Annotated in this window: 29 protein-coding genes and 2 pseudogenes; 10 read left to right on the top strand and 21 right to left on the bottom strand. The window is 40.0% G+C overall.

Going from position 1 to position 26,176, the window contains the following annotated elements; all coding sequences use genetic code 11:
- Positions 1-8 precede the first annotated feature (8 nt).
- The 3 genes from AXI57_RS09725 to AXI57_RS09715 all read right to left on the bottom strand — a co-directional run bounded on the left by AXI57_RS09725 (position 9) and on the right by AXI57_RS09715 (position 3,609).
- Positions 9-2,342, bottom strand: coding sequence for a DNA internalization-related competence protein ComEC/Rec2 (locus AXI57_RS09725; RefSeq protein ID WP_061669961.1), 2,334 nt, complete (start codon positions 2,340-2,342; stop codon positions 9-11).
- A 6-nt stretch (positions 2,343-2,348) separates the two neighbouring features.
- Positions 2,349-2,918 carry a ComE operon protein 2 gene (locus tag AXI57_RS09720; RefSeq protein ID WP_003325392.1) on the bottom strand — a complete coding sequence of 190 codons (570 nt, stop codon included), beginning with the start codon at positions 2,916-2,918 and terminating at the stop codon, positions 2,349-2,351.
- A 67-nt stretch (positions 2,919-2,985) separates the two neighbouring features.
- Positions 2,986-3,609, bottom strand: a complete 624-nt coding sequence (locus tag AXI57_RS09715; protein WP_061669960.1) for a helix-hairpin-helix domain-containing protein — start codon at positions 3,607-3,609, stop codon at positions 2,986-2,988.
- A gap of 83 nt (positions 3,610-3,692) precedes the next feature.
- Between AXI57_RS09715 and comER the strand changes: the two genes are divergently transcribed.
- Positions 3,693-4,514 (top strand): late competence protein ComER, encoded by an 822-nt coding sequence (gene comER / locus AXI57_RS09710; RefSeq protein ID WP_010789257.1) that lies wholly within the window; start codon positions 3,693-3,695, stop codon positions 4,512-4,514.
- 69 nt (positions 4,515-4,583) lie between these two features.
- On the opposite strand, the gene AXI57_RS09705 is transcribed toward comER, so the two are convergent.
- Genes AXI57_RS09705 through AXI57_RS09670 form a run of 8 tightly spaced genes read right to left on the bottom strand, consistent with a single transcriptional unit; the run spans position 4,584 to position 9,593 of the window.
- The gene (locus AXI57_RS09705; protein WP_003325388.1) at positions 4,584-5,324 is read right to left on the bottom strand and encodes a class I SAM-dependent methyltransferase; all 741 of its coding nucleotides are present in this window, start codon (positions 5,322-5,324) and stop codon (positions 4,584-4,586) included.
- Positions 5,321-5,677 (bottom strand): ribosome silencing factor, encoded by a 357-nt coding sequence (gene rsfS, locus AXI57_RS09700; protein WP_003325387.1) that lies wholly within the window; start codon positions 5,675-5,677, stop codon positions 5,321-5,323. The genes AXI57_RS09705 and rsfS overlap by 4 nt, the downstream gene beginning before the upstream one ends.
- Positions 5,678-5,693: 16 nt before the next feature.
- Positions 5,694-6,254 (bottom strand): bis(5'-nucleosyl)-tetraphosphatase (symmetrical) YqeK, encoded by a 561-nt coding sequence (gene yqeK / locus AXI57_RS09695; protein WP_010789259.1) that lies wholly within the window; start codon positions 6,252-6,254, stop codon positions 5,694-5,696.
- A complete protein-coding gene (locus AXI57_RS09690) occupies positions 6,244-6,813 on the bottom strand; it encodes a nicotinate-nucleotide adenylyltransferase (protein ID WP_003325385.1) in 570 nt (189 codons plus the stop codon). The genes yqeK and AXI57_RS09690 overlap by 11 nt, the downstream gene beginning before the upstream one ends.
- An 11-nt stretch (positions 6,814-6,824) precedes the next feature.
- Positions 6,825-7,115 (bottom strand): ribosome assembly RNA-binding protein YhbY, encoded by a 291-nt coding sequence (gene yhbY, locus AXI57_RS09685; RefSeq protein WP_003325384.1) that lies wholly within the window; start codon positions 7,113-7,115, stop codon positions 6,825-6,827.
- A complete protein-coding gene (gene aroE / locus AXI57_RS09680; RefSeq protein ID WP_061669959.1) occupies positions 7,109-7,951 on the bottom strand; it encodes a shikimate dehydrogenase in 843 nt (280 codons plus the stop codon). Before aroE ends, yhbY begins: the two co-directional genes overlap by 7 nt.
- A gap of 19 nt (positions 7,952-7,970) precedes the next feature.
- Positions 7,971-9,071, bottom strand: coding sequence for a ribosome biogenesis GTPase YqeH (gene yqeH, locus AXI57_RS09675; RefSeq protein WP_003325382.1), 1,101 nt, complete (start codon positions 9,069-9,071; stop codon positions 7,971-7,973).
- Between the two features lie 3 nt (positions 9,072-9,074).
- A complete protein-coding gene (locus tag AXI57_RS09670) occupies positions 9,075-9,593 on the bottom strand; it encodes a YqeG family HAD IIIA-type phosphatase (protein ID WP_003325381.1) in 519 nt (172 codons plus the stop codon).
- A 363-nt stretch (positions 9,594-9,956) separates the two neighbouring features.
- On the opposite strand from AXI57_RS09670, the gene sda reads away from it, so the two are divergent.
- Positions 9,957-10,097 (top strand): sporulation histidine kinase inhibitor Sda, encoded by a 141-nt coding sequence (gene sda / locus AXI57_RS09665; RefSeq protein ID WP_003325380.1) that lies wholly within the window; start codon positions 9,957-9,959, stop codon positions 10,095-10,097.
- A gap of 139 nt (positions 10,098-10,236) precedes the next feature.
- Here sda and AXI57_RS22280 read toward each other — a convergent pair whose 3' ends face one another.
- From AXI57_RS22280 to AXI57_RS09650, 4 genes are all read right to left on the bottom strand, one after another.
- Positions 10,237-10,368: a hypothetical protein gene (locus AXI57_RS22280; RefSeq protein WP_255265360.1), complete on the bottom strand. Its 132-nt coding sequence runs from the start codon at positions 10,366-10,368 to the stop codon at positions 10,237-10,239.
- A 74-nt stretch (positions 10,369-10,442) separates the two neighbouring features.
- Positions 10,443-11,174, bottom strand: coding sequence for an SGNH/GDSL hydrolase family protein (locus AXI57_RS09660; protein WP_061669958.1), 732 nt, complete (start codon positions 11,172-11,174; stop codon positions 10,443-10,445).
- A gap of 77 nt (positions 11,175-11,251) precedes the next feature.
- The gene (locus tag AXI57_RS09655; protein WP_061669957.1) at positions 11,252-11,989 is read right to left on the bottom strand and encodes a polysaccharide deacetylase family protein; all 738 of its coding nucleotides are present in this window, start codon (positions 11,987-11,989) and stop codon (positions 11,252-11,254) included.
- Positions 11,990-12,116: 127 nt separating this feature from the next.
- A complete protein-coding gene (locus AXI57_RS09650; RefSeq protein WP_061669956.1) occupies positions 12,117-12,575 on the bottom strand; it encodes an SAM-dependent methyltransferase in 459 nt (152 codons plus the stop codon).
- A gap of 136 nt (positions 12,576-12,711) precedes the next feature.
- Here AXI57_RS09650 and AXI57_RS09645 point away from each other — a divergent pair, with 136 nt between their 5' ends.
- Together AXI57_RS09645 and sigK are read left to right on the top strand one after the other, a co-directional pair.
- Positions 12,712-13,338 carry a TVP38/TMEM64 family protein gene (locus AXI57_RS09645; RefSeq protein WP_061669955.1) on the top strand — a complete coding sequence of 209 codons (627 nt, stop codon included), beginning with the start codon at positions 12,712-12,714 and terminating at the stop codon, positions 13,336-13,338.
- A 133-nt stretch (positions 13,339-13,471) separates the two neighbouring features.
- A complete protein-coding gene (gene sigK, locus AXI57_RS09640; RefSeq protein WP_174522092.1) occupies positions 13,472-14,200 on the top strand; it encodes an RNA polymerase sporulation sigma factor SigK in 729 nt (242 codons plus the stop codon).
- 731 nt (positions 14,201-14,931) lie between these two features.
- Here the strand turns inward: sigK and fumC are convergent.
- Complete coding sequence (gene fumC / locus AXI57_RS09635; RefSeq protein WP_061669954.1) at positions 14,932-16,320, bottom strand: class II fumarate hydratase; 1,389 nt, start codon at positions 16,318-16,320, stop codon at positions 14,932-14,934.
- A gap of 166 nt (positions 16,321-16,486) precedes the next feature.
- On the opposite strand from fumC, the gene AXI57_RS09630 reads away from it, so the two are divergent.
- Entirely contained in the window at positions 16,487-17,377 is an 891-nt protein-coding gene (locus AXI57_RS09630) for a LysR family transcriptional regulator (RefSeq protein WP_061669953.1), read from the top strand.
- A 423-nt stretch (positions 17,378-17,800) separates the two neighbouring features.
- On the opposite strand, the pseudogene AXI57_RS22035 reads toward AXI57_RS09630, so the two are convergent.
- The 3 genes and pseudogenes from AXI57_RS22035 to AXI57_RS09620 form a co-directional block, all read right to left on the bottom strand.
- A pseudogene (locus AXI57_RS22035) lies at positions 17,801-18,007 on the bottom strand (recombinase family protein); the annotation flags it as partial.
- Positions 17,994-18,101: pseudogene (locus AXI57_RS22485) on the bottom strand (hypothetical protein); the annotation flags it as partial. The pseudogenes AXI57_RS22035 and AXI57_RS22485, both read right to left, overlap by 14 nt.
- Before the next feature lie 241 nt (positions 18,102-18,342).
- Positions 18,343-19,077, bottom strand: a complete 735-nt coding sequence (locus tag AXI57_RS09620) for an NADPH-dependent F420 reductase (protein ID WP_061669951.1) — start codon at positions 19,075-19,077, stop codon at positions 18,343-18,345.
- A gap of 224 nt (positions 19,078-19,301) precedes the next feature.
- On the opposite strand from AXI57_RS09620, the gene AXI57_RS09615 reads away from it, so the two are divergent.
- From AXI57_RS09615 to AXI57_RS09600, 4 genes are all read left to right on the top strand, one after another.
- Complete coding sequence (locus AXI57_RS09615) at positions 19,302-19,661, top strand: winged helix-turn-helix transcriptional regulator (protein ID WP_061669950.1); 360 nt, start codon at positions 19,302-19,304, stop codon at positions 19,659-19,661.
- Positions 19,662-20,048: 387 nt separating this feature from the next.
- Positions 20,049-20,789 carry an oxygen-insensitive NADPH nitroreductase gene (gene nfsA, locus AXI57_RS09610; RefSeq protein ID WP_061669949.1) on the top strand — a complete coding sequence of 247 codons (741 nt, stop codon included), beginning with the start codon at positions 20,049-20,051 and terminating at the stop codon, positions 20,787-20,789.
- Positions 20,790-21,352: 563 nt separating this feature from the next.
- Positions 21,353-22,195 carry a sialate O-acetylesterase gene (locus AXI57_RS09605; protein ID WP_061669948.1) on the top strand — a complete coding sequence of 281 codons (843 nt, stop codon included), beginning with the start codon at positions 21,353-21,355 and terminating at the stop codon, positions 22,193-22,195.
- Positions 22,192-22,719, top strand: a complete 528-nt coding sequence (locus AXI57_RS09600; protein ID WP_061669947.1) for a PadR family transcriptional regulator — start codon at positions 22,192-22,194, stop codon at positions 22,717-22,719. Before AXI57_RS09605 ends, AXI57_RS09600 begins: the two co-directional genes overlap by 4 nt.
- A gap of 564 nt (positions 22,720-23,283) precedes the next feature.
- Here the strand turns inward: AXI57_RS09600 and AXI57_RS09595 are convergent.
- Positions 23,284-24,519 (bottom strand): cytochrome P450 family protein, encoded by a 1,236-nt coding sequence (locus tag AXI57_RS09595; protein WP_061669946.1) that lies wholly within the window; start codon positions 24,517-24,519, stop codon positions 23,284-23,286.
- Positions 24,520-24,697: 178 nt separating this feature from the next.
- A complete protein-coding gene (locus tag AXI57_RS09590) occupies positions 24,698-25,288 on the bottom strand; it encodes a GNAT family N-acetyltransferase (protein ID WP_238380178.1) in 591 nt (196 codons plus the stop codon).
- Positions 25,289-25,466: 178 nt separating this feature from the next.
- On the opposite strand from AXI57_RS09590, the gene AXI57_RS09585 reads away from it, so the two are divergent.
- On the top strand, positions 25,467-26,027 hold the full coding sequence (locus AXI57_RS09585) for a TetR/AcrR family transcriptional regulator (RefSeq protein ID WP_061669945.1): 561 nt from the start codon (positions 25,467-25,469) through the stop codon (positions 26,025-26,027).
- Positions 26,028-26,176: the final 149 nt, after the last annotated feature.

Below are 26,176 nucleotides of genomic sequence, written 5' to 3'. Positions count from 1 at the left end.
AGTCTTTTTTAGTTCGTCTCCGTCATACCTGTTGTATCATATGGAGGATAGACAGAAAAGGTTCCAAACCCGCTTTTAAATCTGTATTGGATCGTCCCGCTTTGATCAGTGCGGAAAATGCGGACAGAATGAGCTTTCAGTATATCAAGGACTTCCTGATGGGGATGGTGATACCGATTATCCTCACCGGCAGAAATAATTGCCGCCTTTGGTTTCAGGTGGCGGACAAACTCTTCTCCGGTAGATCCTTTACTGCCATGATGCCCCACCTTTAAAATATCCGCTTTTAGATCCGGAAAAGCTTTCATGATCTCCTGTTCCCCTTCCTTTTCGAGATCGCCTGTCAGCACCCAGCTGAGATGACCTGTTTTCATCCATAGCACGAGAGAAGAGTTATTTTTGCTGTTCAGGTCGGGAGTCTCAGGCGACAGTACGCGAAACTGTAAATCCTTTATCTGAAAGGTGTCGCCTCGTTTAACCTCTGTAATGCGAATTCCCTCTTGCTGTGCGGTCCGCAGCACTTTTTCATCATTCGGTTCAGAAACAAATCCTTTCGGCACAATGAGCTGTTTGACTTTATGCCGCTTGATCAGAACCTTTGCTTCCCCTATATGGTCTTGGTCCGCATGAGTCAAAATTAAGGCATCAAGCTGTTTAATGCCTTTTGCTGTTAAGAAAGGAATGAGCACCTTTTCGCTAAGCGAAAAAGGATGCCGTTTTTCCCTCCATGGCTCTGTTAAGTATGAAAGGATTCCTCCAGTGTCTATCATCACATGGCCGCGCTGATACGGAGCGCTGATAAACATGCTGTCTCCCTGACCGATATCAAGCATATCCACTTCTCCCTCGGGGTCCAGGCGAGGAAAAATAACCACCAGAAAAAGCATTGCGATAAAGAGCAGCACAGACAGAAGTCTTTGGTAAAGGGCGGATTTCTCCATGGCTGTCAGCAAAACAACGATAGATCCAATCAGCCCAAACAAGACAAGCGCATTTGGACGGGCTGCAATCACTGTAAATTGCTCAATGTCTGCAGCATACTTTATCAGCTTGTCACTCCAGCACATGATGTAATCAAACCAATAAAACAGGTACTCACCGACCGGCTCAGACAAACTTAACAAAAGAAAACCTATCATAGAAAACGGCATGACAAACATCGTATAAAAAGGCACCATAATGATATTCATCGGTATACTGATAAGAGAAAACTGCTGAAAATAATAGATAAGGATGGGAAGCGATCCAAGCTGAGCGATGAGTGACACCATGGCGAGCTGCACGAGTCCCCCGCTTTGAAGTTTCTTGAAAATAGAGGAAGAAAGTATTAAAGAGAAACTTACGGCAAATGAGAGCTGAAACCCTATTTGAAAAAGATGATACGGATTAAACAAAAGGAGAATTAAACAAGAAAGACAGATCACTATTGAAGGGTTCATACGCTTTCCCCACAAACTGCCGATAAAATAAAGCCCTGACATAAGAGCTGCGCGCATCACAGACGGAGCCGCTCCGGTTAAAATCGTATAAACAGGCAAAAACAACAGCAGCAGAATGGCAGCCTTCTCTCTCGTTATCCCAATTCGAATGAGCACATAGAATATACCAGCTGTCACAATACCTACATGAAGCCCTGAAATCGCAAGCAGATGGACAACTCCGAGCTTTTGATACGCTTCCAGCACATCGTCCATAAGATAAAATCTGTCACCCAGGATGAGCGCCTGCACGATGCCTGCTGAGGATTCCGGAACATGGTCATTCACAAATGAAATAAGAGACTTTCTCACGCTTAAAAGCCTATACTGTATTCCATCTGCCGTGCTGCAATTTTGGATTGCTGTTATCGAGTAATTCCAGTGAATATGCTGGCTGTACAGATACTGTTTATAATCGAAAGTGCCGGGAACCGTTGCGTTTTTCGGCTTTTCTAAAGAACCGGTAAACGTACAAGCCGTCCCTGGCTCTATCTGTGAAAGTTTTTCCTTTTCAGCAAGCGACTCCATTTTATATGATGAAGCCCACTTTTCCCCATCCGGCGTTCGAACTACCATGGACATACGGTCTCCGTCAATCTTTGGAATTTCCTGAATCACTGCCCGAAGCTTATAAGTGCCGATGTCATAGGACGATACATTATGAGAATCGATAACAGAGGTTAAGAAAAAATAGATCGTAAAAGCCGATAAACTAACAAAAACGAGTGAGAGCTGTTTTGTTTTGATATAAACAAAGAAGAGTGATAAAACGAATATGAGAAGTGCGGAGAAAAAGGAGGCAGCAGCTATGCCAGCCGTTGCTGATGCTGCCGCCAGAGGCAAAAGAAGGCGTGTGTTCTTCATTCATTATCACACGTAGCTTGTGAACAGCTGGTTGGCATGTTCATGTATTTTTTTCAGCTCGTCCTCTTCAAGGCCTGAATCAGCCAGCTGCTGGAGAAGCCCCGCTACAAATGAGAGCTTTTCGCGGTTTTTCAGATCAATGATCATCTCTTCTAACTCAACCTGCTCAACCTTCACGCCGGCTTGTTCAAATAACTCCTTCGCATAAGGGTGTGTTTTATAATCCTCTGCAAAATAAACCGTTTTAATTCCGGCTTGTATGATGGATTTGCAGCACTGGATGCAAGGGTAATGAGTAACATAAATCTCGGCCCCTTCGGTAGGCACCCCAAATTTAGAGCATTGCAGTATGGCATTCATCTCTGCATGGATTGTTCTTGCACAATGATCATCTATAAGGAAACATCCTTCATCCGCGCAATGTACGCCGCCTGCTATTGATCCGTTGTATCCTCCCGCGATCATTCTTTTATCTCTCACGATCGTAGCCCCTACAGATAGCCTCGGACATGTGCTGCGAAGCGCGAGCAAGTGGCTTTGCGCCATAAAATATTGATTCCATGATATTCGTTCCACGTTGGTTCCCTCCAAAAGTTGTGTTGCCTGTCCTTTAGTTTACATATGATTGCTTCCAGCCGTCAATTCACTTAACTGTGATTGCTGATTTTATTTTCTCAAATGATTTTTCGCCGATTCCCGAGACATTTGTAATGTCTTCAACGGCTTGAAATTTTCCGTTTTCTTCACGATAAGCTATTATAGCTTCTGCTTTTGACGGACCGACCCCGGAAATAGCCTGCAGTTCCTCTAATGACGCTGTATTGATATTAACCAAAGCCTCTTTTCCTGCTCCGTTTTGCACAGAAGCATTTGCGGCAGCGCTTTGTGTTGGCTCTTCCCCCTCACTTGGAATGTACACGACAGTGCCGTCCTGCAGGAGTTCAGCTAAATTTACTTGTTTTTCATCAGCCTCTGAATTAATGCCTCCCGCTTTTTCGATAGCCTGCGAAACTCTGTCTCCCGTTTTCAATTCGTAAACACCCGGATGTTTGACAGCGCCTTTAATATCAATGATAATTTTTTCTCCGTCAGCATCACCTTTCGATTCTTGCTGCTGAACTTGTGTGCCCGCCGTGTCAGGCGACGATGTGATTTGCTGAACAGGCTCCTGCTTCTTTGCGCCGGGAAAAATAAGCAGGATGACGATGAAGATGACAGCACCACCTGCCGTTAAGATTATTTTTTTGTGCTGGTAAAACCAATTCATTTTTTCAAGGTCACCGCTTTCGTCATATTTTTATTTCTCACTGAATATCGTTTAGAGGATAAAGGCTGAAGGAGGGGAGAATATTGAAAATTGGCTTTATCGGCACCGGAAATATGGGCACAATCCTTATCGAGTCGTTCATCGAATCAAAAGCTGCCAATCCCTCAACTATTACAATTACAAACAGAACGATTGAAAAAGCGTTAAAGATAAAAAACCGCTACAGCAATATCCAGGTAACTGAAAGTCTTGAAAAGATTGTGACGGAAAATGAAATGATTTTCATTTGTGTAAAACCGCTGGATATATACCCTTTACTTGCCCGGCTTGCTCCTTATATAAGAAAAGACCAGATTCTGATTTCGATTACGAGTCCGGTTCAAACCGAACAGCTTGAGCAGGTGGTATCATGTCAAGTGGCGCGGGTTATTCCGAGTATTACAAACAGGGCTTTAGCGGGCGTTTCACTGGTCACTTTCGGAAAAAGCTGCCAGGAAGATGCGAAAACAAAAATCAACGGGCTTATGAGATGTATTTCTAAGCCGCTGGAAATTGAAAGTGACATTACAAGGGTGGCGTCTGATATCGTAAGCTGCGGGCCTGCATTTATGAGTTATCTTATACAGCAATTTATTGAAGCGGCAGTCTCAGAGACGTCCGTTTCTAAACAGGACGCTATTCTTATGTCGAAAGAAATGCTGGTGGGACTCGGAAAGCTGCTGGAAAGCGAATTGTATACTCTTCCTGCATTACAGGAAAAAGTTTGCGTAAAAGGCGGCGTTACGGGAGAAGGGATCAAAGCGCTGGAAAGCGGTGTGCAGGATATGTTCAACCGAGTGTTTCAAAATACACATATTAAGTATGAAGAGGATATTTCTGCGGTGAAGGATCAATTTCTCGTGTAATGGGAGTATGCCATAGCATGCAGAAGTCCGCAACTTCAGAAAAAGGTATTTTAAAAACCATCGTTTTGATTAAACGATGGTTTTTAGTTTCTGCGCGGAGAAGAATAACCGTTCAGACTGCGATGAAGGCGGCAGGTTTGAAAAATCAGCCGTCACCTTTTCCAGTTTGAAGCCTGTATCCTCTAACATTTGCTCATATTCATTGATGTGGAAGGTTCTTTGCTCATGAGTCTCATCAAACCGGTCATAAGCCTCTCCGTTCCACACAAAAAACGACATGTCATGCACGACAGACAGCTCTTCGCCGCCGGCAAAGCTTTGCCAGATACAGCTGATTTCTTCGTCTTGATCCGCATATGTGCTGTCCGGGAAGATTTCAGCCATTTTATAAGGCGAATGAACATCAAACAGCAAAATGCCGTCAGGCTTCAATACTCGAAAAACGCTTTTAAACGTTTTTATGACATCATTTTTGTTTTTTAAATAATTCAGGGAATCACAGCAGATCACAACAGCATCAAACTGCCCGTCATATCCCTCAAGCTCTCTCATGTCTTGCTGAAGAAAAAGAATCGGCTGTTTGCCTGCCGCTTTTTGCTGGGCATATGACAGCATTTCTTCACTGATATCAATTCCAGTGACTTCCCAGCCTTTTTCAGCAAGCCGGATTGAGATTTCTCCGGTGCCGCACGCAAGATCAAGGACCCGCCCTTTTTGAGGGAGAGAAGCTTCAATCCAGTCTGTCCACTCATCGTACGGCGCGTGTGACATTAATTCGTCATACACGCTGGCGAAGCCTTGATAAATCATGAGTTCATTCCGAACTCAAGGTCTGCAAGAGGCGCGTCTCCCCAGAGCTTTTCTAAATTGTAATAGCCTCTTTCTTCTTTATGGAAGACATGGACAATGACATCTCCAAGGTCAACTAAAATCCATCTTGCCTCGTCGAACCCTTCCATTTTTTTCACGTCTATTCCGTTTTCTTCGGCCTGGTCTTTGATTTCGCGTGCAATAGCCTGAACCTGTTTATCTGAATTACCGTGGCAGATAAGGAAATAATCCGCTACAAGCGAGATTCCCTCCATATCTAATGCTAAAATATCTTCTGCTCGTTTATCATCACAGGCAGTTGCTGCAATTTTTAAAATGGAAGCTTGATTCATCCACACATTCCTCCTATCAATTTGCAGACACCAGCGAGTTATACGTCGCAAACGTGTCTGGGAAAACCGGTTGATTTTTTTTCATAAGAAATATCATTGTATTTTTGAGAGACTGAATCAGCGCCTGATTCAAATCTGTTTCGGCAAGCTCCCTGACGTCATCGACGCCGGGAAATTTCCGTCCGGGTTCTATATAATCTGCTACATAGATGACTTTGTCCAGAAGCGTCATGTCTGGACGGCCTGATGTATGAAACCTGATCGCATCAAGAACTTCCCCGTCTGTGATACCGGCTTCTTTCTCCGCCAAATAAGCCCCGACCGGAGCATGCCATAGCTCAGGATTATATGATAACAGGTGCTCAGGCATATTTTCTCTTATGATGATCTGCTTCATTTCTTCTTTTGGGCGAAATTTCGCATAATCATGAAAGATAGCCGCCGTCTCTGCCTTTTTGCTGTCCGCCCCGAAGCGCTCAGCAAGTTCAATCGCTGTATTCATGACGCCTATCGTGTGTATATATCTGTGTTCGGTCAACTGCTGCTTGACGCAGGCAAGCGCCTCCTCACGATTCATATAAACCATTCTCCTCTACATACTTCTTCACTTCATCAGGGATTAAGTAGTCAGTGGGCTTCTTGCTTTTAAACCGTTCCCTAATCATAGTTGATGATACCTCAAATTCCGGAACGTCTGCAAAGAGAAGCGGATATGGGGTTTCGATATGAAAACCGGGACGCTTCACTCCGATAAATTGAATGAGCTTCAGCAGCTCGTCCAGCTTATACCATTTTGGCAAAAACTCTATCATGTCGGCGCCAATAATGAAGTAGAGCTGCTCATTCGGATAACGGTCTTTTAATAAGCGAACGGTATCGAAGGTATAAGAAGGGCCTTCCCTTTCCATTTCAGCCAGCTGCAGTTTAAAGCAGGGATTTGACCGGATTGCGAGCTTCAGCATTTCAACCCGATGGATGCTGGCTGTATAGTCTGCATCCTGTTTGTGGGGCGGAATTTGATTCGGCATGAACCATATTTCGTCCAGTCCCGCCTGATGCAGTACCTCGTTTGCCATCAATAGATGACCGTTATGCGGAGGGTCGAACGTTCCTCCGAAGATTCCAATTTTCTTCATCTCAACCACCTTTACGGAAGCTCGATTTGTTTATTTTCCTTTGATTCTTTATATAAAACAATGGTATTGCCGATCGTTTGAACCAAATGCGCGCGGCTTCCTTTAACAAGCGCTTTTGCTACCTCGTCTTTATCTTGCTCGCAATTTTGAAGCACACTGACTTTAATTAGCTCTCTCGCTTCAAGCGCTTCAGAAATTTGTTTAATCATGTTGTCATTAACTCCGCCTTTTCCTACTTGAAAGATTGGCGTTAAATGGTGCGCTTTAGAGCGCAATACTCGTTTTTGTTTTCCTGTTAACATTCTTTTCCTCCTAATTTTGCTTCTACTATCGCTCTCATTTTATCGATATCCGGTTCTTGTCCCGTCCATAACTGGAATGAGAGGGCAGCCTGTTCAACAAACATTCCGACACCATCCAGCGTTCTCAGACCTTTTTGCTCTGCTTGTTTTAAGAGAGCCGTCCGGATCGGATTGTAGACGATATCACATACAATAGCGCTGTTTGCGGCACGCTGTAAAGAAATCGGCACTGCATCTATGTCCGGATACATGCCAATAGATGTGGTATGGATTATGACATCATATCGCTCAAGATTCTCTTCTGCTTCCTTTATTGTCAGCACTTGCTTATTTTGAAAAGAGGGACTGGATTGGATAAGCTGTTCCGCTTTCTCCAATGTCCGGTTGCAGATGTCGAACCGTTTCGGATTCTCACGGACAATGGTGGTAAAAATCGCTCTCGCCGCTCCGCCGGCACCGATCATCAATATAGAGAGATCTTGGACAGGCTTGTCTAATATTTTCCTCAAAGACTTAACAAAGCCTTCTCCGTCAGTATTATAACCGACAAGCATGTCACCTTCTGTTCTGACGGTGTTCACGGCTCCAAGCACCTTTGCGCTCTCATCAATATGATCCAGATGCTCCATGATTGCAACCTTATGAGGGACTGTCACGTTTATTCCGATCATGCCAAGCGCCTTTATTCCTTTGACCGCGTCTTTCAGATTGTCGTTTTCCACCTGGAATGCGTGATAATGTCCGTCTAATCCCAGGTCCTTCAACGCTGCGTTATGAATATCAGGCGACATGGAATGTCCGATTGGATTTCCGATTACTCCGTATAGCTGCTTCATTCTCCCTCTCCCCTTTTTATTAAATTAACGAGCGGCGAACAAATACGTGAACGCCTTTTGGCGCGTAAGCCGTAATTTTTTTCTCTGCTTCCTGCACCGTTACCCAGCCTAATCCCGAGAAAACGATATCGGTTTTCGGTTCCTTGATCGTAAATGTATGGGCCGTTAATTCCGGAAACTCGTCCATATCATCCTTTCCGGGCGGGGTAAGTAATTCCCCGGCGTGCTTTTCATAAAGAGCATCCGCATTCTCCAGCTTTGTTCTGTGAATCAGTAGATCATTCGGCATGTAGCAGACAAATGCAGACCTTGCGCCTGACACATAATCGAATCTGGCAAGTCCGCCGAAATACAGCGTTTGCTGATCATTTAGCTGGAAGGTCCGCGGCTTCAATTCTTTTTTGGGCGTAAGCACTTTTAAGTCCCGTTTATTCACGTAATGCGCCATTTGATGGCGGTTGATAATTCCCGGCGTATCATAAAGCGCTGAGCCGTCATCAAGCGGAATCTCAATGGCGTCAAGCGTTGTGCCAGGGAATTGAGATGTGGTGATAATATTCTCTTCTCCAGAAACTTCTTTAATGATACGGTTGATAAACGTTGATTTCCCCACATTTGTACAGCCGACAACATAAACGTCTCTTCCTTGGCGGTAATGCTCAATAGCATCAATGACTTCTTTGATGCCTTGGCCGCGGCTTGCGCTGACCAAAAAAACATCCAGCGGTTTCAGGCCGTATTCCTTCGCTTCCCGTTTCATCCACTGAATCAGCCGTTCTCTTTTTAATGATTTAGGGAGAATATCAGCTTTGTTTCCGACTAATAAAATCGGGTTTCCTCCGACGAGCCGGTTCAATCCGTTAATCCAACTGCCGTTAAAATCAAAGATATCGACAATCTTCACAATGAGAGAGTCGGTTTCTCCTATTCCGTGCAGGATGTTTAAAAAATCATCATCCGTTAATGAAACATCTTGAATTTCGTTATAATTTTTCAGTCTGAAGCAGCGCTGGCAGATCACATTTTCTTTAGTGAGCGATGCCGGCGGCGCGTAGCCCAGACCATTATTGTCCTCGGTTTGGATCGTTACTCCGCAGCCGATGCAAACAACCTTTTCCATTCCTTACTCCTCCCACTGAATGTGCCCTTTTCGTTTTAAGGCACTCAGTATTCTGCGTTCGACCTGGCGGTTAAAGCGCGTAACCATTCCGTCAGAAGAGGCGACAGGCACAACCAGAATCGTATGATAGCCGTTTCTGTTTCCGCCGAGCACATCCGTAAGCAGCTGATCGCCGATAACGACACAATCCTCTTTTTTAAGCTCCATGTTGCGGACGGCTCTGTTAAAAGCTTTTCCCATGGGTTTTCTCGCCTTATAGATAAATGGAATTCCAAGCGGTTCCGAGAAAAGTTTTACTCTTCTCTCATTATTATTGGAGACAATCGTCACTTTAATGCCGTGCTCCTTCATTTCCTCAAACCATTCTATCAAGCGCGGCGTCGCATTGGGTCTGTCCCATTCAACGAGCGTATTATCAAGGTCCGTGATAATTCCTTTAACATTGCGTTCTTTTAATTTTTCAGGCGTAATATGAAAAATATTTTTCACAAATTCGTCAGGTAAAAAAAACTTTTTTAACAAAACCCGCACCCTTCCTTTTCTTTCTATCTCCATCATCGTTGTCAAAAATGATCGAAACTTGTATGTAAAGACAAGCTGAGCAAAAAAATTTCGACAAAAATTGGGTTTCTTCACCAGGTGTGGATAAAATTACACACACTATCCACTCTTGTAACATCACTCTTTAGACAGATTATAAACATGATACTCACAAGTTATCCACTTTTTGGTGTGGATAACAGAACGATTGTTCTTATTTATATTTCATGGTAGATTAAAGATAACCTCAACCTAAGATGAACGCAACCTGCTATTTTATGCTCCTTGCAAATAAATAATTCCAACTTTTAAGGAGGTGCCGATCCCATTAATTGGGTGCCAAGCATGAGAAAGCTGTCTGATGAATTATTAATAGAATCCTATTTCAAAGCAAATGAAATGAATTTAAACCGTGACTTTATCGAGTTAATTGAAAACGAAATAAAAAGAAGATCGCTCGGACATATTATTTCCGTATCTTCTTAATGGAAATTCTTCTATTTAATCCGGGCGTGTTTCCTTTTTTTACTCAGATGACTGATATTATATCACTACATTTACGCGCTTTACTACTACTTTCAGCAAAAAACACCCCTAATGAAGAGGTGTTTAAGCGGGCTCACAGTCATATTGTTATCCAATACCGGCTGCCCAGCACCAAAAGTACGACAAGCAAAACAACGAAAAAAGCATAACCGTATCCCCCACTTACGTTATGCGGCGGACCGTAAACAGGATACGGAAAACCGCAGCACATTTGAACCGCCTCCTTCAAGAGATTCAATAACAGCCTATGAAAGAGAATCAGATTGGTTTAGGCAGCTGTCCGTCTTACTGCTGCAATACCCGCCCATCTTTTATGCCTTCAAATATGATTCTTGCACCTTTAGGCGTCATATGATTCCCGGAAGGATCGATCAAGCCTGATTGAATAAGCGCCTCATCCGTCTCATTACCGCCCTCGGCCTTTATGAAGTTTTTCCAGTTGTCTACCAGCGGCACATTCAGATTTTCAGCGACTTCTCTTGTGATATCATTGTATGAGTTGTGCCATTTTCGCGCACCGCCTTTGGATTGAAACACAGAAGATTTATAACGGGAATAATAAAAGAGATGATGTTTTCCGTTGCCTTCAATAATCGGTATACACGTCATCAAAATAGGTTTTATTTTATGCTTTCTGCTTTCCTCTATAAAATAAGTCAGGTTTTCTTTAAAGCGTGTTTTTGATACTCTTGGCTTTCCCTGTGCCAAAATCGCAGCATCGTTAGTGCCGAACATAATAAATACATATTCGGGCTTTTGATCTAACACGTCACTTTCAAATCGCAAACGCGCATCTTCGGTCGTTTGTCCGCCTATTCCCGCATTCAGAATGTCAAGGTTTCCCCGTTCAGCTGTTTTCAGTATGTCCACCCATTGCTGCGCTTTTGGATAATCACGATAATTCCAATTAGAGCCGCGTGTATTACTATCTCCAAATGCCACAACATCTTCGTACCCTCTTCCTTCACATCCCGCTGTTACTAGGACCAAAAGGAAAAGGATGCAAATTTGCTTCATATCTTCACCCCCAAAAGCCACACTTCATATGGTACACCTCTCTCATTCTGCTTTCAACGCAAGAACTCTTTATGCTGTTATTGGATATGTACCGGGTTAAAACTCTTCCCTAACAAGTCGGACACTTTCACAAATTCATACCCCTTATTTTTGAGCTGGGGTATGATTTCTTTAATAGCTTTAACCGTCTGGCGCCTGTTGCCGCCGCCATCATGGAGAAGGATGATATCGCCTCCCTTGGCGTTGCTGACGACATGGTTTACAATTTTCGTTTTTCCGGGTTTAGCCCAATCCTTGGGATCTTGGTTCCAAGACCACATAACAACTTGATAGCCTTCTTCTAAAAGAGTTTGAAACGCGGTTTCATTAAGTGATCCTCCTGGCGGGCGAAATAGTTTATGCTGATTCGGCTGCAGCGCCTCAATTTCTGCCGATGCACTGTCCAACTCATTTTTTACTTCCTCTTTATCTAAATGGTCAAAAAACACATGATTCATTGTATGACTGCCGATTTCATGCCCTTGTTGTATGATCCGTTTAGCGATCGAGGGGTATTTGTCTAACCGGCTTCCGATACAAAAAAACGTCGCCTTTACTCCGTTCTCTTCTAATACATCTAAGATTGCCTCTGTATATACAGGATGAGGCCCGTCGTCAAATGTTAATGAAAGCTTCTTTTTTTCTGATCTCATATCCCAAAAAGCATTTCCGCTCTTTTCAATGTCAAGTCTCTTCAGCATTTTTGCTTCACTTGAATCAGGTGCCAAAAGGAAAAACACGCAACATAATAGAGCGAACAGGTGTAATCGTTTCAAATTCCCACCTCCACAAAAACTCTATTGTTAACCTGTCCCCTTTTTCAAAAAACATTCGGTTATATCCAGAGTAAAAAGCCTTATTCACTTAAGAAACTGACTCCATCTGTCATAGGGAGTATTGTGCTTACTCCCAATAATGTTTCATTAAAGAGACAGACCACTCCGGCTGCTTTACTTCACCTCTGGGGAGAAATTCCTTCATCACAGGCTTCACGTCAAGAACCGGCGTTCCATTTATCGCGTCCAGCCCCTTTACTGTAATAGTATTTCCGCTAAGCTCCACCAGTTCGACAGTTGTAACTCCTAATTTATTCGGTCTGTTTTTCCCTCTTTGTGCAAATATCCCGATCTCCGGGAAGGCTTTGTTGTTTCTCGGATGCCTCGCTTTATATGTAATTTTTTCATCTGATACACCATGGAAATAAAAGATAATATCCACATGTGAAAACTCTTCTATTCCCTGCCACGCTGTCTCAGTTCCATTAATTAGCTCTATTACTGATATAACGGAACCCCAATGGTCATCGGTTACATTATGAATACTGTTTTGGACATACGCTATAGGGTTTAATTTTATTTCCATTGTTTCACCGCTTCCTATTATTCTTTGGTTTACGTTGGACGGCAAAAAGCAGTCAAGTTATACTATCCTAGATGCTATAGATGGCGGAGATTCCTTGCTCCTGACATCAGCATAAGTGGTAGGAGTGAATATTGATATGTTCAAAAAGACTTTTAGCATTTTAGTGATTATCGGAATAATTGCGATCGGCTTTTTTCAAAAAGAAGCTTGGTTGGATGTCATAAAAGAAGGCGGAATGGTTTCCATTCTATTTAGTGTGATGCTTATTGCGGCGGATGTTTTTTTCCCTATCGTGCCGTTTGCATTGATTGCCGCTTTAAATGGCGCTGTGTTCGGAATAGCAAATGGCGTATGGATCACACTGTCAGGATCGATGCTAGGCACCGTGATGTTGTTTTTTCTGGCCAGATACAGCTTTAGAGATTGGGCAAGAAAAAAAGTAAATGCCTATCCGGCAATTCAAGGATATGAAGCTTCCTTTAATAAAAATGCCTTTACCGCCGTGTTATTAGGAAGGCTCATTCCTGTTATCCCTTCTCTTGTCATGAACATTGTCTGCGGGCTGAGTGAAGTGCGATGGGGCGTCTTTTTCACCGCTTCATTACTAGGAAAAATCCCGAACATTCTCGTTGTCACTATAGCCGGTGCCAATTTCACCAGCAACAAATTCATGTCTTTCGGCATTTACGGGGCGTACATTCTGATTCTTATGTTCATCATTTATAAAAAGTTCCCTCATCTTTTGAAAATGTCAAAAAAATAAATGATACTTGCCGCCTCCCAGAATACTGTTTTTTGCGGTCCGCTTATAAATTTCCCTGTACAGACACAAACAACCCGCCCCCCACATACATTTACATATAGGCTTTTGCCTACATACTTTTGTGGAGGTGTCGATGGTGACAGGTGTTTTTACAGCGCTCGGTTTTGTCGTTAAAGAGCTTGTCTTTTTAGTATCTTACGTGAAAAACAATGCCTTTCCACAACCGCTCTCAAGCAGTGAGGAGAAAAAATACTTAGAACTGATGGCCAAAGGGGATGAACACGCAAGGAACATGCTGATTGAGCATAATCTTCGCTTGGTGGCCCATATTGTGAAAAAGTTCGAAAATACAGGAGAAGACGCTGAGGATCTCATTTCCATCGGAACGATCGGGCTCATTAAAGGGATTGAAAGCTATTCCGCCGGAAAAGGCACAAAGCTTGCAACATATGCCGCGCGATGTATCGAAAATGAAATCCTCATGCACCTGCGAGCATTGAAAAAAACGAAAAAAGATGTTTCTCTTCATGATCCAATCGGCCAGGATAAAGAAGGGAATGAAATAAGCCTGATAGACGTCCTCAAATCAGAAAGCGAAGATGTGATTGATACGATTCAGCTTAATATGGAACTTGAGAAAGTAAAAAAATACATCGACATTTTAGATGATCGTGAAAAAGAAGTCATCGTCGGCCGATTCGGTCTGGATTTAAAAAAAGAAAAGACGCAGCGGGAAATCGCGAAGGAGCTGGGGATTTCCCGCAGTTATGTGTCACGGATTGAGAAACGGGCGCTGATGAAGATGTTTCATGAGTTTTACAGGGCGGAGAAGGAGAAGCGGAAGAAAGCAAAGGGGAAATAATGTAGAAGAAGCCGGATCTAATATTCCGGCTTTCTCTCATTCATTGCTTCTTTTAAAACTTTTTGAAACTAATGCAGACAGAATGGAAAATGTCTCACTCTCTCAACTCGTCAGCACTGATAAGCTCAATGATCATTTACGAGTAAGACGGCCAGGACCTTAGCAAACTTTACCAATGAGTTCTTTACTTGCATTCTCCCTCAAGCGATTCAAGGTCGGACATTCTAAAAGTTCGTCAGAAAATCCTTCATACCTCAGCACATCCTTAGTCCCTGCTTTATTATGCAGGCCTCGATCTGGCTGTCAATGCTCGATCCTTTGATCGATTGTTCCTCGGTTAAGACCCTTACACATATTGCTATCACCCTGGATCTCCTTCCTAATAAAATTTTATTAAATAATGATAGCAATCGTTAATGCATTTGCCAGCTTGCGGTCCCTCGAAGATTATCCCTTCATAAAATGCATCACCCCTTGGGTAACTGTTTGTCCTAATGAGATGATTTTCAATGAGTATAAAAAAGCAGTAAAAAAACCGATAGTATATACCCTCGGTTTTCCCTCACACTAGGCCCTCAATAAAGAAATAATTTATTTAACGATCATAGTAACATACAAGCTTCTTTTCATTGATTAAAACCTTATGTGAAGTAAGAACCCTTCATGGTTTCATCAAAATTGAAAGAAAAAACTAGTTACTGGTTAATAACTAGTTTTTTTCTTAAAACGTTTTAAATGTTTGGTTTCACCATATCTTCTGGCTTAACCATTTCATCAAATTGCTCTTCCGTTAATAATTCGAGTTGCACAGCAGCCTCTTTTAACGTTAAGCCTTCTTTATGAGCAAACTTAGCAATTTTCGCAGCTTTTTCATATCCGATATAAGGATTCAATGCTGTGACAAGCATTAAAGATCCGGAGAGATTTTCCTTAATGGTTTTTTTATTAGGTTCAATACCAACCGCACAATGATCATGGAAAGATTTTATTCCATCACTCAGTAATTGCACGGATTGGAGGAAGTTATAGATAATAACTGGTTTAAATACATTTAGTTCAAAGTTGCCTTGACTTGAAGCAAATCCAATAGTTGCGTCATTCCCCATAATTTGAGCCGCAATCATGGTAAGGGCTTCACATTGAGTAGGGTTAACTTTACCGGGCATAATGGAGCTGCCAGGCTCATTTTCCGGGATTGAAATTTCCCCGATACCACAGCGAGGACCGCTTGCAAGCCATCTAACATCGTTCGCAATTTTCATTAAGTCAGCAGCTAATGCCTTCATAGCACCATGTACATACGTTATTTCATCATGACTGGTTAAGGCATGAAACTTATTAGGTGAACTTTTAAACTGTTGGCCTGTAAACTTCGAGATTTCCTCTGAGACAACTTCTCCAAACTGTGGATGTGCATTAATACCTGTCCCTACTGCCGTACCCCCGATAGCAAGTTCACGCATTTTTTCAGTTGCTTCCAATATCATTTCTTTCGAACGATCAATCATATACACCCAACCGCTAATTTCTTGTCCAAGGGTTAAAGGTGTAGCATCTTGAAGATGTGTACGACCTATTTTTACAATGTCTTTGAATTTTTTTGCTTTTTCATCTAATGTGTTCCGAAGTTGATCAAGTGCAGGAACTAATTGTTCATAGATGGCTAATACACCTGCAACATGCATCGCTGTTGGGAAAGTGTCATTCGAACTTTGACTGCGGTTGACATCATCATTTGGATGTATGGTTTGTATAGAGCCTTTTTCTTTAAATAAAGCTGTTGAAAGGTTTGCTATCACTTCGTTAACATTCATATTGCTTTGTGTACCGCTTCCCGTCTGCCAAACAACGAGTGGAAAATTGTCATCATATTTGCCTTCAAGAATCTCATCACAAACTGCTGTAATAACCTCTGTTTTTTCGTTATCCAAATTACCTAGACGATTATTAGCAATAGCTGTACTGCGCTTCAATATAGCAAAAGCTTTAACAATACGGATAGGCATTTTTTCAGAACCTATCTTGAAGTTCTCTTTACTACGTTGTGTTTGCGCTCCCCAAAACTTATCAGCAGGCACCTTTATTTCTCCAAAAGTATCTTTTTCAATTCGATAGTTCATTAAAATAATCCTCCTTCTGAATACACAATTAGTTTAAAATTCATATAAAAATTCATATATTTTTTCGATAAATTTATCATAACACTAATAAATTATGATGTATAATGCATAATAAATATGATTTTAATTCATTTATGTAATGATTTATAAAAAGGTGGATGTTTTAATGGAATGGGAACAATTAGAGTACTTTCAAACTCTTGCTCGTATACAGCATGTAACTAAAGCTGCTGAAACGTTATCAATAACACAGCCAGCACTTTCTCGGTCTATTGTTAGATTAGAAAATTACTTAGGGGTTCCGCTTTTTGATAGACAAGGCCGATCCATTACATTAAATAAATATGGGGAAAGATTCCTCGAGAGGGTCGATTCCATCATTAAAGAATTTACTGAAGGAAAGGAAGAAATTCAATCCCTTTTACAACCAGATCAAGGTGAAGTGTCTTTAGGCTTTTTACACACTCTGGGTACAACGATCGTTCCAAATTTAATTGGAGCATTTAAAGATCAATACCCAAATGTTCATTTCCAATTAAACCAGTCTCACTCTAATCAGCTTTTAGATAAACTAAAATCAGGTGAACTAGATCTCTGCCTGCTTGCTTCTTTTCCAGTCGAATCAAATATAATGTGGAAGCCCTTATGGAAGGAGGAGCTCTTTTTATTTTTGCCCAAAAAACATGTGTTAGCTACTCGTAAGGATATTACCTTAAACGAAATTGCTACTGAGCCTTTTGTTTTAATGAAAGAAGGTTTTGCTCTTCGAGTAACCATAGATCATATATTTGAACAGGTTAATATTACCCCAAACATTGTATTTGAAGGCGAAGAAGCTGCTACAATCGCAGGTTTTGTTGCAGCGGGTCTTGGGGTTTCAATTCTTCCTGATTTTAAAGGCTTAGACCAAACAAATATCGCAAAGGTTCGCATTAGTTGGCCAAGGTTCGAGCGCATAGTTGGTATTTCCTGGATTGAAGGGAAGTATCTATCACCTGTCACTGAAAACTTCAAGCAATATATCATCAATCAGTTTCCTCAAATAGATTCGATATAGTATTAAGTTACTGTTGTTGAGTTCAAGTCATGGCACTCCTAGATGGATTTAATAGCTCTAAAGCAAAAACAAAGAAGATACCAATATGGCTTTGGTATCTCTTTATTAGTTCGAGGCCCTCAATAAAGTGGAAGTATATTGTCAGTTACAGAAGCTTTCAAGCATCTGAAGTTATCCAATACACTCATTGCATCATTTTATATCTATTTTAGGCACAAAATGGGCACGGTTTTTTCCTTCCAAGCAAAAAAGAAAGGTTCTTTCCTTCCTTTAGTCCCTAACTTGATCTCCAACTATTATGAAACCAACATTTGAAGCTCTGTCTGTATCTACAAAGTGAGTAAATATTAAGATGCTACTTATTACCATTACTGTCAAATGGAATTAGACTAATCATCATCAATATAGCTGAGTCATTGCAGATAACTTGCTTATGAGTCCTTTACTTGCATCCACCCTTAAGCGGTTAAAAGCTGGACGTTCAAGCAGCTCACCAGAAAACCCTTCATCAGCATACTTCAGCACATCTTAGTCCCTGCATTCTTTATGCAGGCCTCGATCTGGGCTGTCTATGTTCGATCCCTTGATCGCTTGTTCCTCGGTTGATACCCTTACATATATTGCTATCACCCTGGATCTCCTTCCTATAACGTTTTATTAAATAATGATAGCAATCGTTAATGCATTTGTCAGCTTGAGGTCCCTCGATGATTATTACCTTCATAAAATGCATCACCCCTCGGGTAATGCTATGTAATAACTGTTTGTCCTAATAATGAGGTGATTTTCAATGAGTATATAAAAGCAGTAAAAAAAATCGATGGTATTAAACCACCGGTTTTTACTACACTCATTAGGCCTTCAACATTATAAAACCATCTTGCACGTTATGAATGTTTATTTTTATTATACTCTTTACTTTCATTTTCTATAATTTTTAATTTCTTCCTTATGATAGCTTGTTTTTATGAATTGTATATTTCTCTGTTTAGATTCACAACATCCTCGTGTGAAAATTTAACATCCTTTTTCTCTGCAAATATTTCCATCACTTTGTCGCGTAGTAACGGTGCTTTTTCTTTATTCGCCTTTTTCAACGCTTTCGTAAGTTCATCTTTTGTTAGCTCTGTGCAGTAAGCAGGAGTTCCTGGCTGCTGTCTCCAAGAATCACTTAAAGAACCACTGTCTATTGCATCGAAGCCTAACTCGGATACTACGTCTATGACTACATGTTTTTGTGATGCATCATCACCAGCAACTGCCATCGCAATTCGTTCATTAGCGTCTACGGTTGTTCCTTCATTTTCTAAAGTATAGGCTAATAAATTGTTGAATGCTTTAATGACAGGTCTGCCTAATTGATTTGAAACCCAAACACTTTCAACCATCCCGTTCTCGATTTCATCAATTTTGTCGTCTCTAAAAGGATAATAATTTGAAGTATCTACAATGATTACTTCCTCTCCGGCTTGATCGATCATATTTCGAATGCTTGACATTGCTTTTGTAGGAAGAGATATGATAAGAACATCAATATTTTCAATTGCATCCTCTACGCGCACAGGGGTTCCAGCAAGCTCTTTTCCTTCTAAATATTCAATTCCCCTTGCATCTGCAATTTTGACATCATGCCCATTCTCAACTAATTTTTTAGAAATAATTGACCCAATTGTTCCTGCACCTATAATTCCGAATTTCACTATTTTCCCTCCTAAAGAATTTGTATATAAAAGAATATTTCTGCTTAAAGTTATACCATTATATGTTCACCAAATCGTAAACATATATTAAGAAAAGCGCAATGAGTATTGAGTATTTCTTTTACATATACTAGAATAAAACCGTTTCTCATCTATTTAAAGTAGGCAATTTAAATTGCCGTAGTACATTTTTCTGTACTTAACAGCTGAAAGCAGGTGAAAAGGTGTATAAAATATGTAAGGATGGATTTGACAAAGAGTGTATAAAGGAACAAAGAGAAGTATATGGAATTGCATATGCCCAAAATATGCTTTCGGGACGCTGGAAATATATTATTCTCTGGTTTTTAAAAACAAAAAAACGTCGTTATAGCGAAATTAAAGCTTTTTTATGGGACATTTCACAAGGTTCTCTTACAAAGCAACTGAGAGAACTAGAAACAGATGGATTAATTAAGCGAGAGGTGTTTCCTGAGGTTCCTCCTCGTGTAGAGTATTCACTAACCTCAAAAGGGAAAGAATTCATTCCTATAATTGATTTGATGGAAGAGTTCGGAAAGAAGTTTGGGGAGCAGATAGAGTAATTTTACGATAAGAGTTTGTGAAGAAATGTATTAAAGTAACGGGGCAAGAGTTAAAAGATCAGAAGCTGTCGAATGTGACAGCTTTTTTTTACTAACTAAGCAGGTTGACACAAGCTTCCTTTTTCGGGACATTTGCCGGATTAATAATCTTTTGTTTATTCCATTTAAATTCTTTTTCATATCCGTTTTAACAAAATCTAGCCACCTTTTTATCTAGTTTTTGGTACTAAGTACAAAAAAATGTACTACGGCAATTTAAATTGCCCTCTTCATAAATTAGAGTGCTGATTTTATCATATTGTATACAAGTTACACTATTTTTCAAAAGTAACTCTAGCCCAACTTAATCAGCTTGAATCTAATATGTAAGAAAGGAAGAGTGTCAATATGAACAATACAATTGAATTACTTTGTAATCATACTTCCATTCGGTCTTTTACAGATCAACCTCTCACAAAGGAGCAACGAGAAGCAATCTTTAAGGCAGCTAATCAAACTTCATCTTTCAGCCTTCTTCAGGCCGTTTCTATCATTAGAATTACAGATCCAGATCTTCGAAAAAAAGTGATGGAGCTTTCTGCGAACCAGCCTTATATTGAAGAGGCAGCAGAGTTTTGGATTTTTTGTGCAGATTTTAACCGAAATCATCAAATCGCTCCCGATGTAGATCTTGAGTATATTGAATACCTTTTAATAGGTACATTTGATGCTGGGCTAATGGCTCAAAATGCTTTGACTGCAGCCGAATCAATGGGACTCGGTGGCGTATATATCGGTGGAATTAGACTACATATTACAGAATTAACTGAGGTATTACATTTACCAAAACATGTGGTTCCTTTAGTAGGGCTATGCATGGGCCACCCTGCTGAAGAGAAACCTGGATTAAAACCACGCTTGCCTCAATCAATGGTCATGTTTGATAATCAGTATGAATCACTAGATGATGAAAAATTAGCAACCTATGATCAACAGATGAGTGAGTATTACCAGAATCGTCCTGTTAAAGTGCCTTTCACAGTGAAAAAAGTAAAGGGGTGGAAAGATCATATTGAAGATCATCTTGAAAGAAGCAAACTCCCCTTCATGCTTGAGTATTTAAATAAACAGGGATTTGCTAAAAAATAAATTTTCCCAAGAGAAAATTTCGGTATTCCATCCAAATAAAAGAGGAAGAGTTTTGACGCTCTTCCTCTTTATGCTTAAAAATTTTTTATTGATATTTAACCCCTTCAACATAGCCCTCCCTTTTTAACAATCCATTTCATTTGGGATACACCTCCATCATTGAACGTATTTCCTATGAAAAATGATTTTGAACCTCATAGGAACCCTTACATGACAGGGTTTTTGTTGTTTTTTCGTTGTTTATCAAGACCTAAATCAAAAAAAGCCGTAAAAAATAAGGAGTGATACATATTATACATCAATATGTATCACTCCTTTAGTTCTTGTTCAATAATCGCGCCCGATTGTGGAAGATCGTTATTGAAACTAAAACCCCCGATAGTTGGATAAGAAAAAGCAAAGAACTTGCTATTTCTCAAATACATCCACCAAATTTTCAATGTTAGTTTGTTTTTCATACATACTAATAAAAAAATAAAACCTTGTTATAACTTTACAAGACAAACTGAATTGACTATAGTCTAATTAGACTAAAATATTGATGTAAAGAAGTGAAAAATGAGATGATAAAGTCTTTTTTAATGTTGGGGCAGTCGAATATGGCGGGCCGTGGATTTTTGAATGAAGTAGACCCTATCTATAATGAAAAAATAAAAATGCTGCGCAATGGACAGTGGCAGATGATGACAGAGCCGATTAATTATGACCGTCCGGTTTCCGGCGTTGGCCTGGCGGCATCTTTTGCAGATGCATGGTCGAAAGCTCATCCCGATGAAGAAATTGGCTTGATCCCTTGTGCGGAAGGTGGCAGTTTATTGAATGACTGGCATCCGGAAGGCATCCTTTTTCAGCATGCTTTGTCCGAAGCCCGCTTCGCCCTCCGGTCCAGTCAAATTTGTGGAATCCTTTGGCACCAGGGTGAGAGTGACAGTTATCGTTCGCTACATGAAACTTATTACGAGAAATTAACTCTTATCATCGAGACGCTAAGAAACGAGTTGAAACTTGATGAGGTACCGTTGATTATTGGAGGGCTTGGTGACTTTCTTGGGAAGACCGGTTTTGGACAGCACGCGACCGAATTTCGACAGGTTAATGAACAATTGCTGCGTTTTGCTAATGATCAACAGAATTGTTATTTTGTTACTGCAGCAGGTTTGACTGCGAATCCTGATGGCATTCATTTAGACGCAGCTTCACAACGCAAATTCGGTTACCGCTATTTCGAGGCTTTTTCGAAAAAGTACCATATCCTGAAACCCATTTCGGGAGAGGAGCAATCACTGAAAGTGAATGGTGACTATTCTAAAACAGAACAGATTTACCTTCATAGTATGGATTTGGCTTCGGGTAAAATCACGTACGCGGAATTTGAGGCGCGGATGGCGAAGGTGATGAAACCATAATTCCCTTACTTATCCTTGGCTTGCTAATCCAAAACCCCGGAGCTCACGGCTATGAACTTCTGGCCTTAATGGAAAAACGTCATTACAAATACATTGTTAACTTCACGAAAGGTTCATTTTATTACAATCTGCAGCAACTTGAAGAAAAGTGTTTTATTGAACAGATTCAGCAGAAACCCTCAACCAGCGGGCGTGAAATCCGTAACTTTAAAGTCACAGAATCGGGAAGGGCAGAATTCGAAAAATTAATGATCAAATACGGCACCAAATCGGAATATGTGAACCTGCAATTTTATGGGGCGTTACTCTTTGCCGATGATTTCGACAAAAATAAATTACTGGATCTGATCCAATCACAAATCGATCAGACTAAAACTCGAATCGAGCTCCTTGATGAATACCTGTCCATTACTCAAGAAATTCCCGGCACAATCAATTACTTTCGCCGTATGAACGAAAATTCCCGTTCACATCACTTGGTTAATTTAGAGTGGTTCGAAAAATTGAAAGCAGAAATAGAGTGAACTATTGCATAATAAAAAAATGTAATGTTAAATATATAAGAATATTAGTTACCTAGAAATAAAACCTGTGTCGTAGATATCTAGTAACATCATTGATACAGGTTTTATACTCCTTCTTTAATTAAACCAGCTAATAGAGTTGTCAACACTTGCCCCCCAACAAGAGCAAATGAATCTGCTGCGTGTTCTTCTTTTTCAATCCTTCGTATTAATAACCACTTTTTACACCTATTTAGTATTCAAGTAAGTCAACTGATTTTTCTCCTTCTTCCGCTAAACTGCTGCTTTAGTCGAATAAGAAAAAGTGATCTCCCTTAAGGGAAGAATCACTTCCTCTAACAAGCAGTGAAGGTGAACATCTTTCTCGACATAAACTAAAATTTTTTATATACCTCTGCGTAAGCAACTTTCAATTGATCCTAAGTTGCTTGTTATTATCTTCTAATTTCTTAATCTTACGTTTCAGTGGTCCATCATCAGTATTTGTATCCCAAGTAACATCTATATCTCTGCCCACATTCTCAAAAATGAGAAATGTTTGAAAATTACATATCCCCCAAAAAATTAAAAACTGAGCGGCAGTTCTTCAAGTGTTCTCATCAGAAAATTCCCTTTCCATTTAATTTGTTCCTTTTCGCCTTTTATCTGTATATTTGGACAGCGGCGTAATAAAGTGGAAATAGCAATCTTTGATTCTAAGCGGGCAAGCTGTGCACCAAGACAAAAATGGCTGCCATGGCCAAAAGCAATATGGCGGTTATTCTTTCTTTCAATATCAAATATGTCGGCATTTGGAAATATCTTTTCATCACGGTTTGCTGATGCTAAGGAAATTATGATCACATCTTTCCGTTTAATCTCCTGCCCATGCAGTATAAACGGTTCAGCCGTCCAGCGAATAGTCGTTAACTCAACAGGGCTGTGAAACCGCAATGCTTCTTCTGTGGCTGAATTCATCAAGTCCTGCTGCTGGCGAAGCTTTTCTAGTTGATCATCGTGACACATCAGAGCATATGTCATATTGGTGATTAAGTTTACGGTTGTTTCATGACCTGCAACGATAAGCAGCATAATCATCGAGTACAGTTCTTCTGTACTTAATTGTGTGCCTTCACTTTCCACTTGAATTAAGGCACTGATTAAATCTCCTGCAGGTTCGTTCCTTTTTTTACGAACTAAGTATTCCAGATATTCAACAAATTCCCCTAACCTTTGGTCATTCTCCTGAAGTTTTTTAGGGGCATCTGAAAAATCAATAATTGCTTGCGACCAAACTCTAAATTTTTGACGATCTTCTAGTGGAATGCCCAACATTTCACTTATCACGATAATCGGCAAAGGAAACGCATAATCGTCTACTAGGTTCATGAATTTGTTGGGCTGTACTTTATCTAATAAAGAATCTGCTATATGTTGGATTTTGTCTTCCAACTGCAAAATCATCCGATGAGTAAATGCTTTCTGAACAAGAGTTCGCAAGCGATTGTGATCGGGGGGATCTGAATTAAGCATATGCTTTGTTAAAGGTTCTTCATTCTTCAATAGAACAGGACGCTTTTCTTCTTTTGCAGTAATTACATTCTCATAGTTTTTCTTTAATTTTTCATTCTTTAATAAATGTACTGCATCATCATATCTTGTTATGAGCCAGCCATCCCCCATAGTTCCTAAAGCTAATGGGTAGAGAGGGTGTGATTCTCGCAATTCTTTGTAAAAATCATACGCTTCATCTTTAAATGCCCTGGAAGACAATTGACTTTCCGTCAAAATAGTTACACTCTTTTTTTGTTTTGAAGACATTCATTCAACCTCCATCTTCATTAAAGGTTATGATATCTCTAAATATAAAATCAGTACGATTTGTAAAACTTTCTATTGATCTGAATGCCTTCATTTCATGAAGGCTTCGATCAATCAATCTCACCCATAATTAAAAAAATATAAATATTAAAGTCATTATCTACCACAAAAAAGATTCCTAATTATATGTTTTAAAAAGGACTTTTCTTTTAAATCCCCAATTACAAATTTCATAATTAAATCGCCTGATACGGGATTCACTAAATTCTTCAAAGCCGTTCTTTCTGTAAAATGATCTGTTCAGATCAGTATTGGTGAATAGGGCCAAGACGCCGCCCCTGCTTTTTGAAATAAAAGGTATTAGACAGTCATTGATCATTTTGCTGCCCAAACTCTTTCCCTGATAAGATGGCAATACTCCTAATACTTCTAAATACCATGCCGGCTCTTTTAAGGATTTGTAAGATTTTTCAGCCTCATTAGTCACCGTCAACATGTTCAATACTAAAAATCCCCCCATTTTTATTATTTTTATCCCCCCTGCTGCTATATAATCGATCAAGCTAATGTCAGGTTTATCACGATGTTTTAATAGAGCTGCAACAACAATTTCACCATTCTGAATGCCTAAAAAACAGAAATGCTTTTTAAAATATGCTTTTGTTAGTCCTTTATGCATTTCAAAAATAAATGAACGATCATTTTTTCCGCGTTTTACGAGTAAATCCATAAAAGGATATTGATTGCTTTGGCACTTTGCTTCATTCATCAGCTCTTGCTTGTCGATAAAGAAACATTGATACACCTCCTTTCCCAATAAACATGTTTTGACTCATGAACACATGTTCATTATAATGGTAAGAAAATTCGAGTATCAATCTGCAATTTAGCTGTACATGTTCATTAATGAACAATACATGATGAATTGTATATTAACGGAGGACGCTATGGGGGACAGACGATCAATCAAGACAAAAAGTGCTATAAAACATGCCTTTTTAAAGTTGCTTCAGGAAAAAGAAATCAACAAAATAACTGTTTCCGATTTATCTAAAAAAGCCGATATAGGCCGAGGCACCTTTTATCTTCACTACAAAGATGTGTTTGACTTATATGAGCAGATCGAAGACGAGATATTTGAACAGCTAGGAAGCTTTTATGATTCATCATTTCCAAGTGAGGATCCACTAAGCATGCTGACCTTTATAGAAAAAACTACAGAATACATATATCAAAACGTCGAAATTTTTACATTGTTAACAAAACCAAAAATGAATGTCCTTTCAACCAACAAACTGAAAGAGTTTTTTAAAACGAAAGTAATTGAGGAATTGAGCATGATACGACAATCAGCAAATTCAATTACGGAAACTGAGAAATTCGAAACAACATTTATCGTTTCAGGTGTAGTAGGAATTATAGAGGAATGGATTAACAATGGGATGATAAAAACACCTACTTGTATCTCTAATATCATTCATCAATTGTTATTAAAATTTGAAGATTAGCATGAAGAGAAGGAGACTTTCTGTAAATCCAATAGATTTTTCGCGAAGAAGCCCTGTGTTATTCCACATGCATATAACCTTATGAATTTGGTCTCCTTGGGGGAAGAAGAATTGTTTGCTGAAATGCTCGAGTACCTGCGGATATGCTG

Origin of the sequence: Bacillus atrophaeus, from assembly GCF_001584335.1 — a bacterium.
GTDB classification, from domain to species: Bacteria; Bacillota; Bacilli; order Bacillales; family Bacillaceae; genus Bacillus; species Bacillus atrophaeus.
Note: the sequence above shows the minus strand (reverse complement) of the source record. Positions and strands in the feature narration are given on the sequence as shown.

Coding starts and splice junctions, on each gene's coding strand:
- AXI57_RS09725 (WP_061669961.1), bottom strand. CDS start 2,342: ATGAAGAACACACGCCTTCTTTTGCCTCTGGCGGCAGCATCAGCAACG.
- AXI57_RS09715 (WP_061669960.1), bottom strand. CDS start 3,609: ATGAATTGGTTTTACCAGCACAAAAAAATAATCTTAACGGCAGGTGGT.
- AXI57_RS09705 (WP_003325388.1), bottom strand. CDS start 5,324: ATGATTTATCAAGGCTTCGCCAGCGTGTATGACGAATTAATGTCACAC.
- rsfS (WP_003325387.1), bottom strand. CDS start 5,677: ATGAATCAAGCTTCCATTTTAAAAATTGCAGCAACTGCCTGTGATGAT.
- yqeK (WP_010789259.1), bottom strand. CDS start 6,254: ATGAATCGTGAGGAGGCGCTTGCCTGCGTCAAGCAGCAGTTGACCGAA.
- AXI57_RS09690 (WP_003325385.1), bottom strand. CDS start 6,813: ATGAAGAAAATTGGAATCTTCGGAGGAACGTTCGACCCTCCGCATAAC.
- yhbY (WP_003325384.1), bottom strand. CDS start 7,115: ATGTTAACAGGAAAACAAAAACGAGTATTGCGCTCTAAAGCGCACCAT.
- aroE (WP_061669959.1), bottom strand. CDS start 7,951: ATGAAGCAGCTATACGGAGTAATCGGAAATCCAATCGGACATTCCATG.
- yqeH (WP_003325382.1), bottom strand. CDS start 9,071: ATGGAAAAGGTTGTTTGCATCGGCTGCGGAGTAACGATCCAAACCGAG.
- sda (WP_003325380.1), top strand. CDS start 9,957: ATGAGAAAGCTGTCTGATGAATTATTAATAGAATCCTATTTCAAAGCA.
- AXI57_RS22280 (WP_255265360.1), bottom strand. CDS start 10,368: ATGTGCTGCGGTTTTCCGTATCCTGTTTACGGTCCGCCGCATAACGTA.
- AXI57_RS09660 (WP_061669958.1), bottom strand. CDS start 11,174: ATGAAGCAAATTTGCATCCTTTTCCTTTTGGTCCTAGTAACAGCGGGA.
- AXI57_RS09650 (WP_061669956.1), bottom strand. CDS start 12,575: ATGGAAATAAAATTAAACCCTATAGCGTATGTCCAAAACAGTATTCAT.
- AXI57_RS09645 (WP_061669955.1), top strand. CDS start 12,712: ATGTTCAAAAAGACTTTTAGCATTTTAGTGATTATCGGAATAATTGCG.
- sigK (WP_174522092.1), top strand. CDS start 13,472: ATGGTGACAGGTGTTTTTACAGCGCTCGGTTTTGTCGTTAAAGAGCTT.
- fumC (WP_061669954.1), bottom strand. CDS start 16,320: ATGAACTATCGAATTGAAAAAGATACTTTTGGAGAAATAAAGGTGCCT.
- AXI57_RS09630 (WP_061669953.1), top strand. CDS start 16,487: ATGGAATGGGAACAATTAGAGTACTTTCAAACTCTTGCTCGTATACAG.
- nfsA (WP_061669949.1), top strand. CDS start 20,049: ATGAACAATACAATTGAATTACTTTGTAATCATACTTCCATTCGGTCT.
- AXI57_RS09605 (WP_061669948.1), top strand. CDS start 21,353: ATGATAAAGTCTTTTTTAATGTTGGGGCAGTCGAATATGGCGGGCCGT.
- AXI57_RS09595 (WP_061669946.1), bottom strand. CDS start 24,519: ATGTCTTCAAAACAAAAAAAGAGTGTAACTATTTTGACGGAAAGTCAA.
- AXI57_RS09590 (WP_238380178.1), bottom strand. CDS start 25,288: ATGAATGAAGCAAAGTGCCAAAGCAATCAATATCCTTTTATGGATTTA.
- AXI57_RS09585 (WP_061669945.1), top strand. CDS start 25,467: ATGGGGGACAGACGATCAATCAAGACAAAAAGTGCTATAAAACATGCC.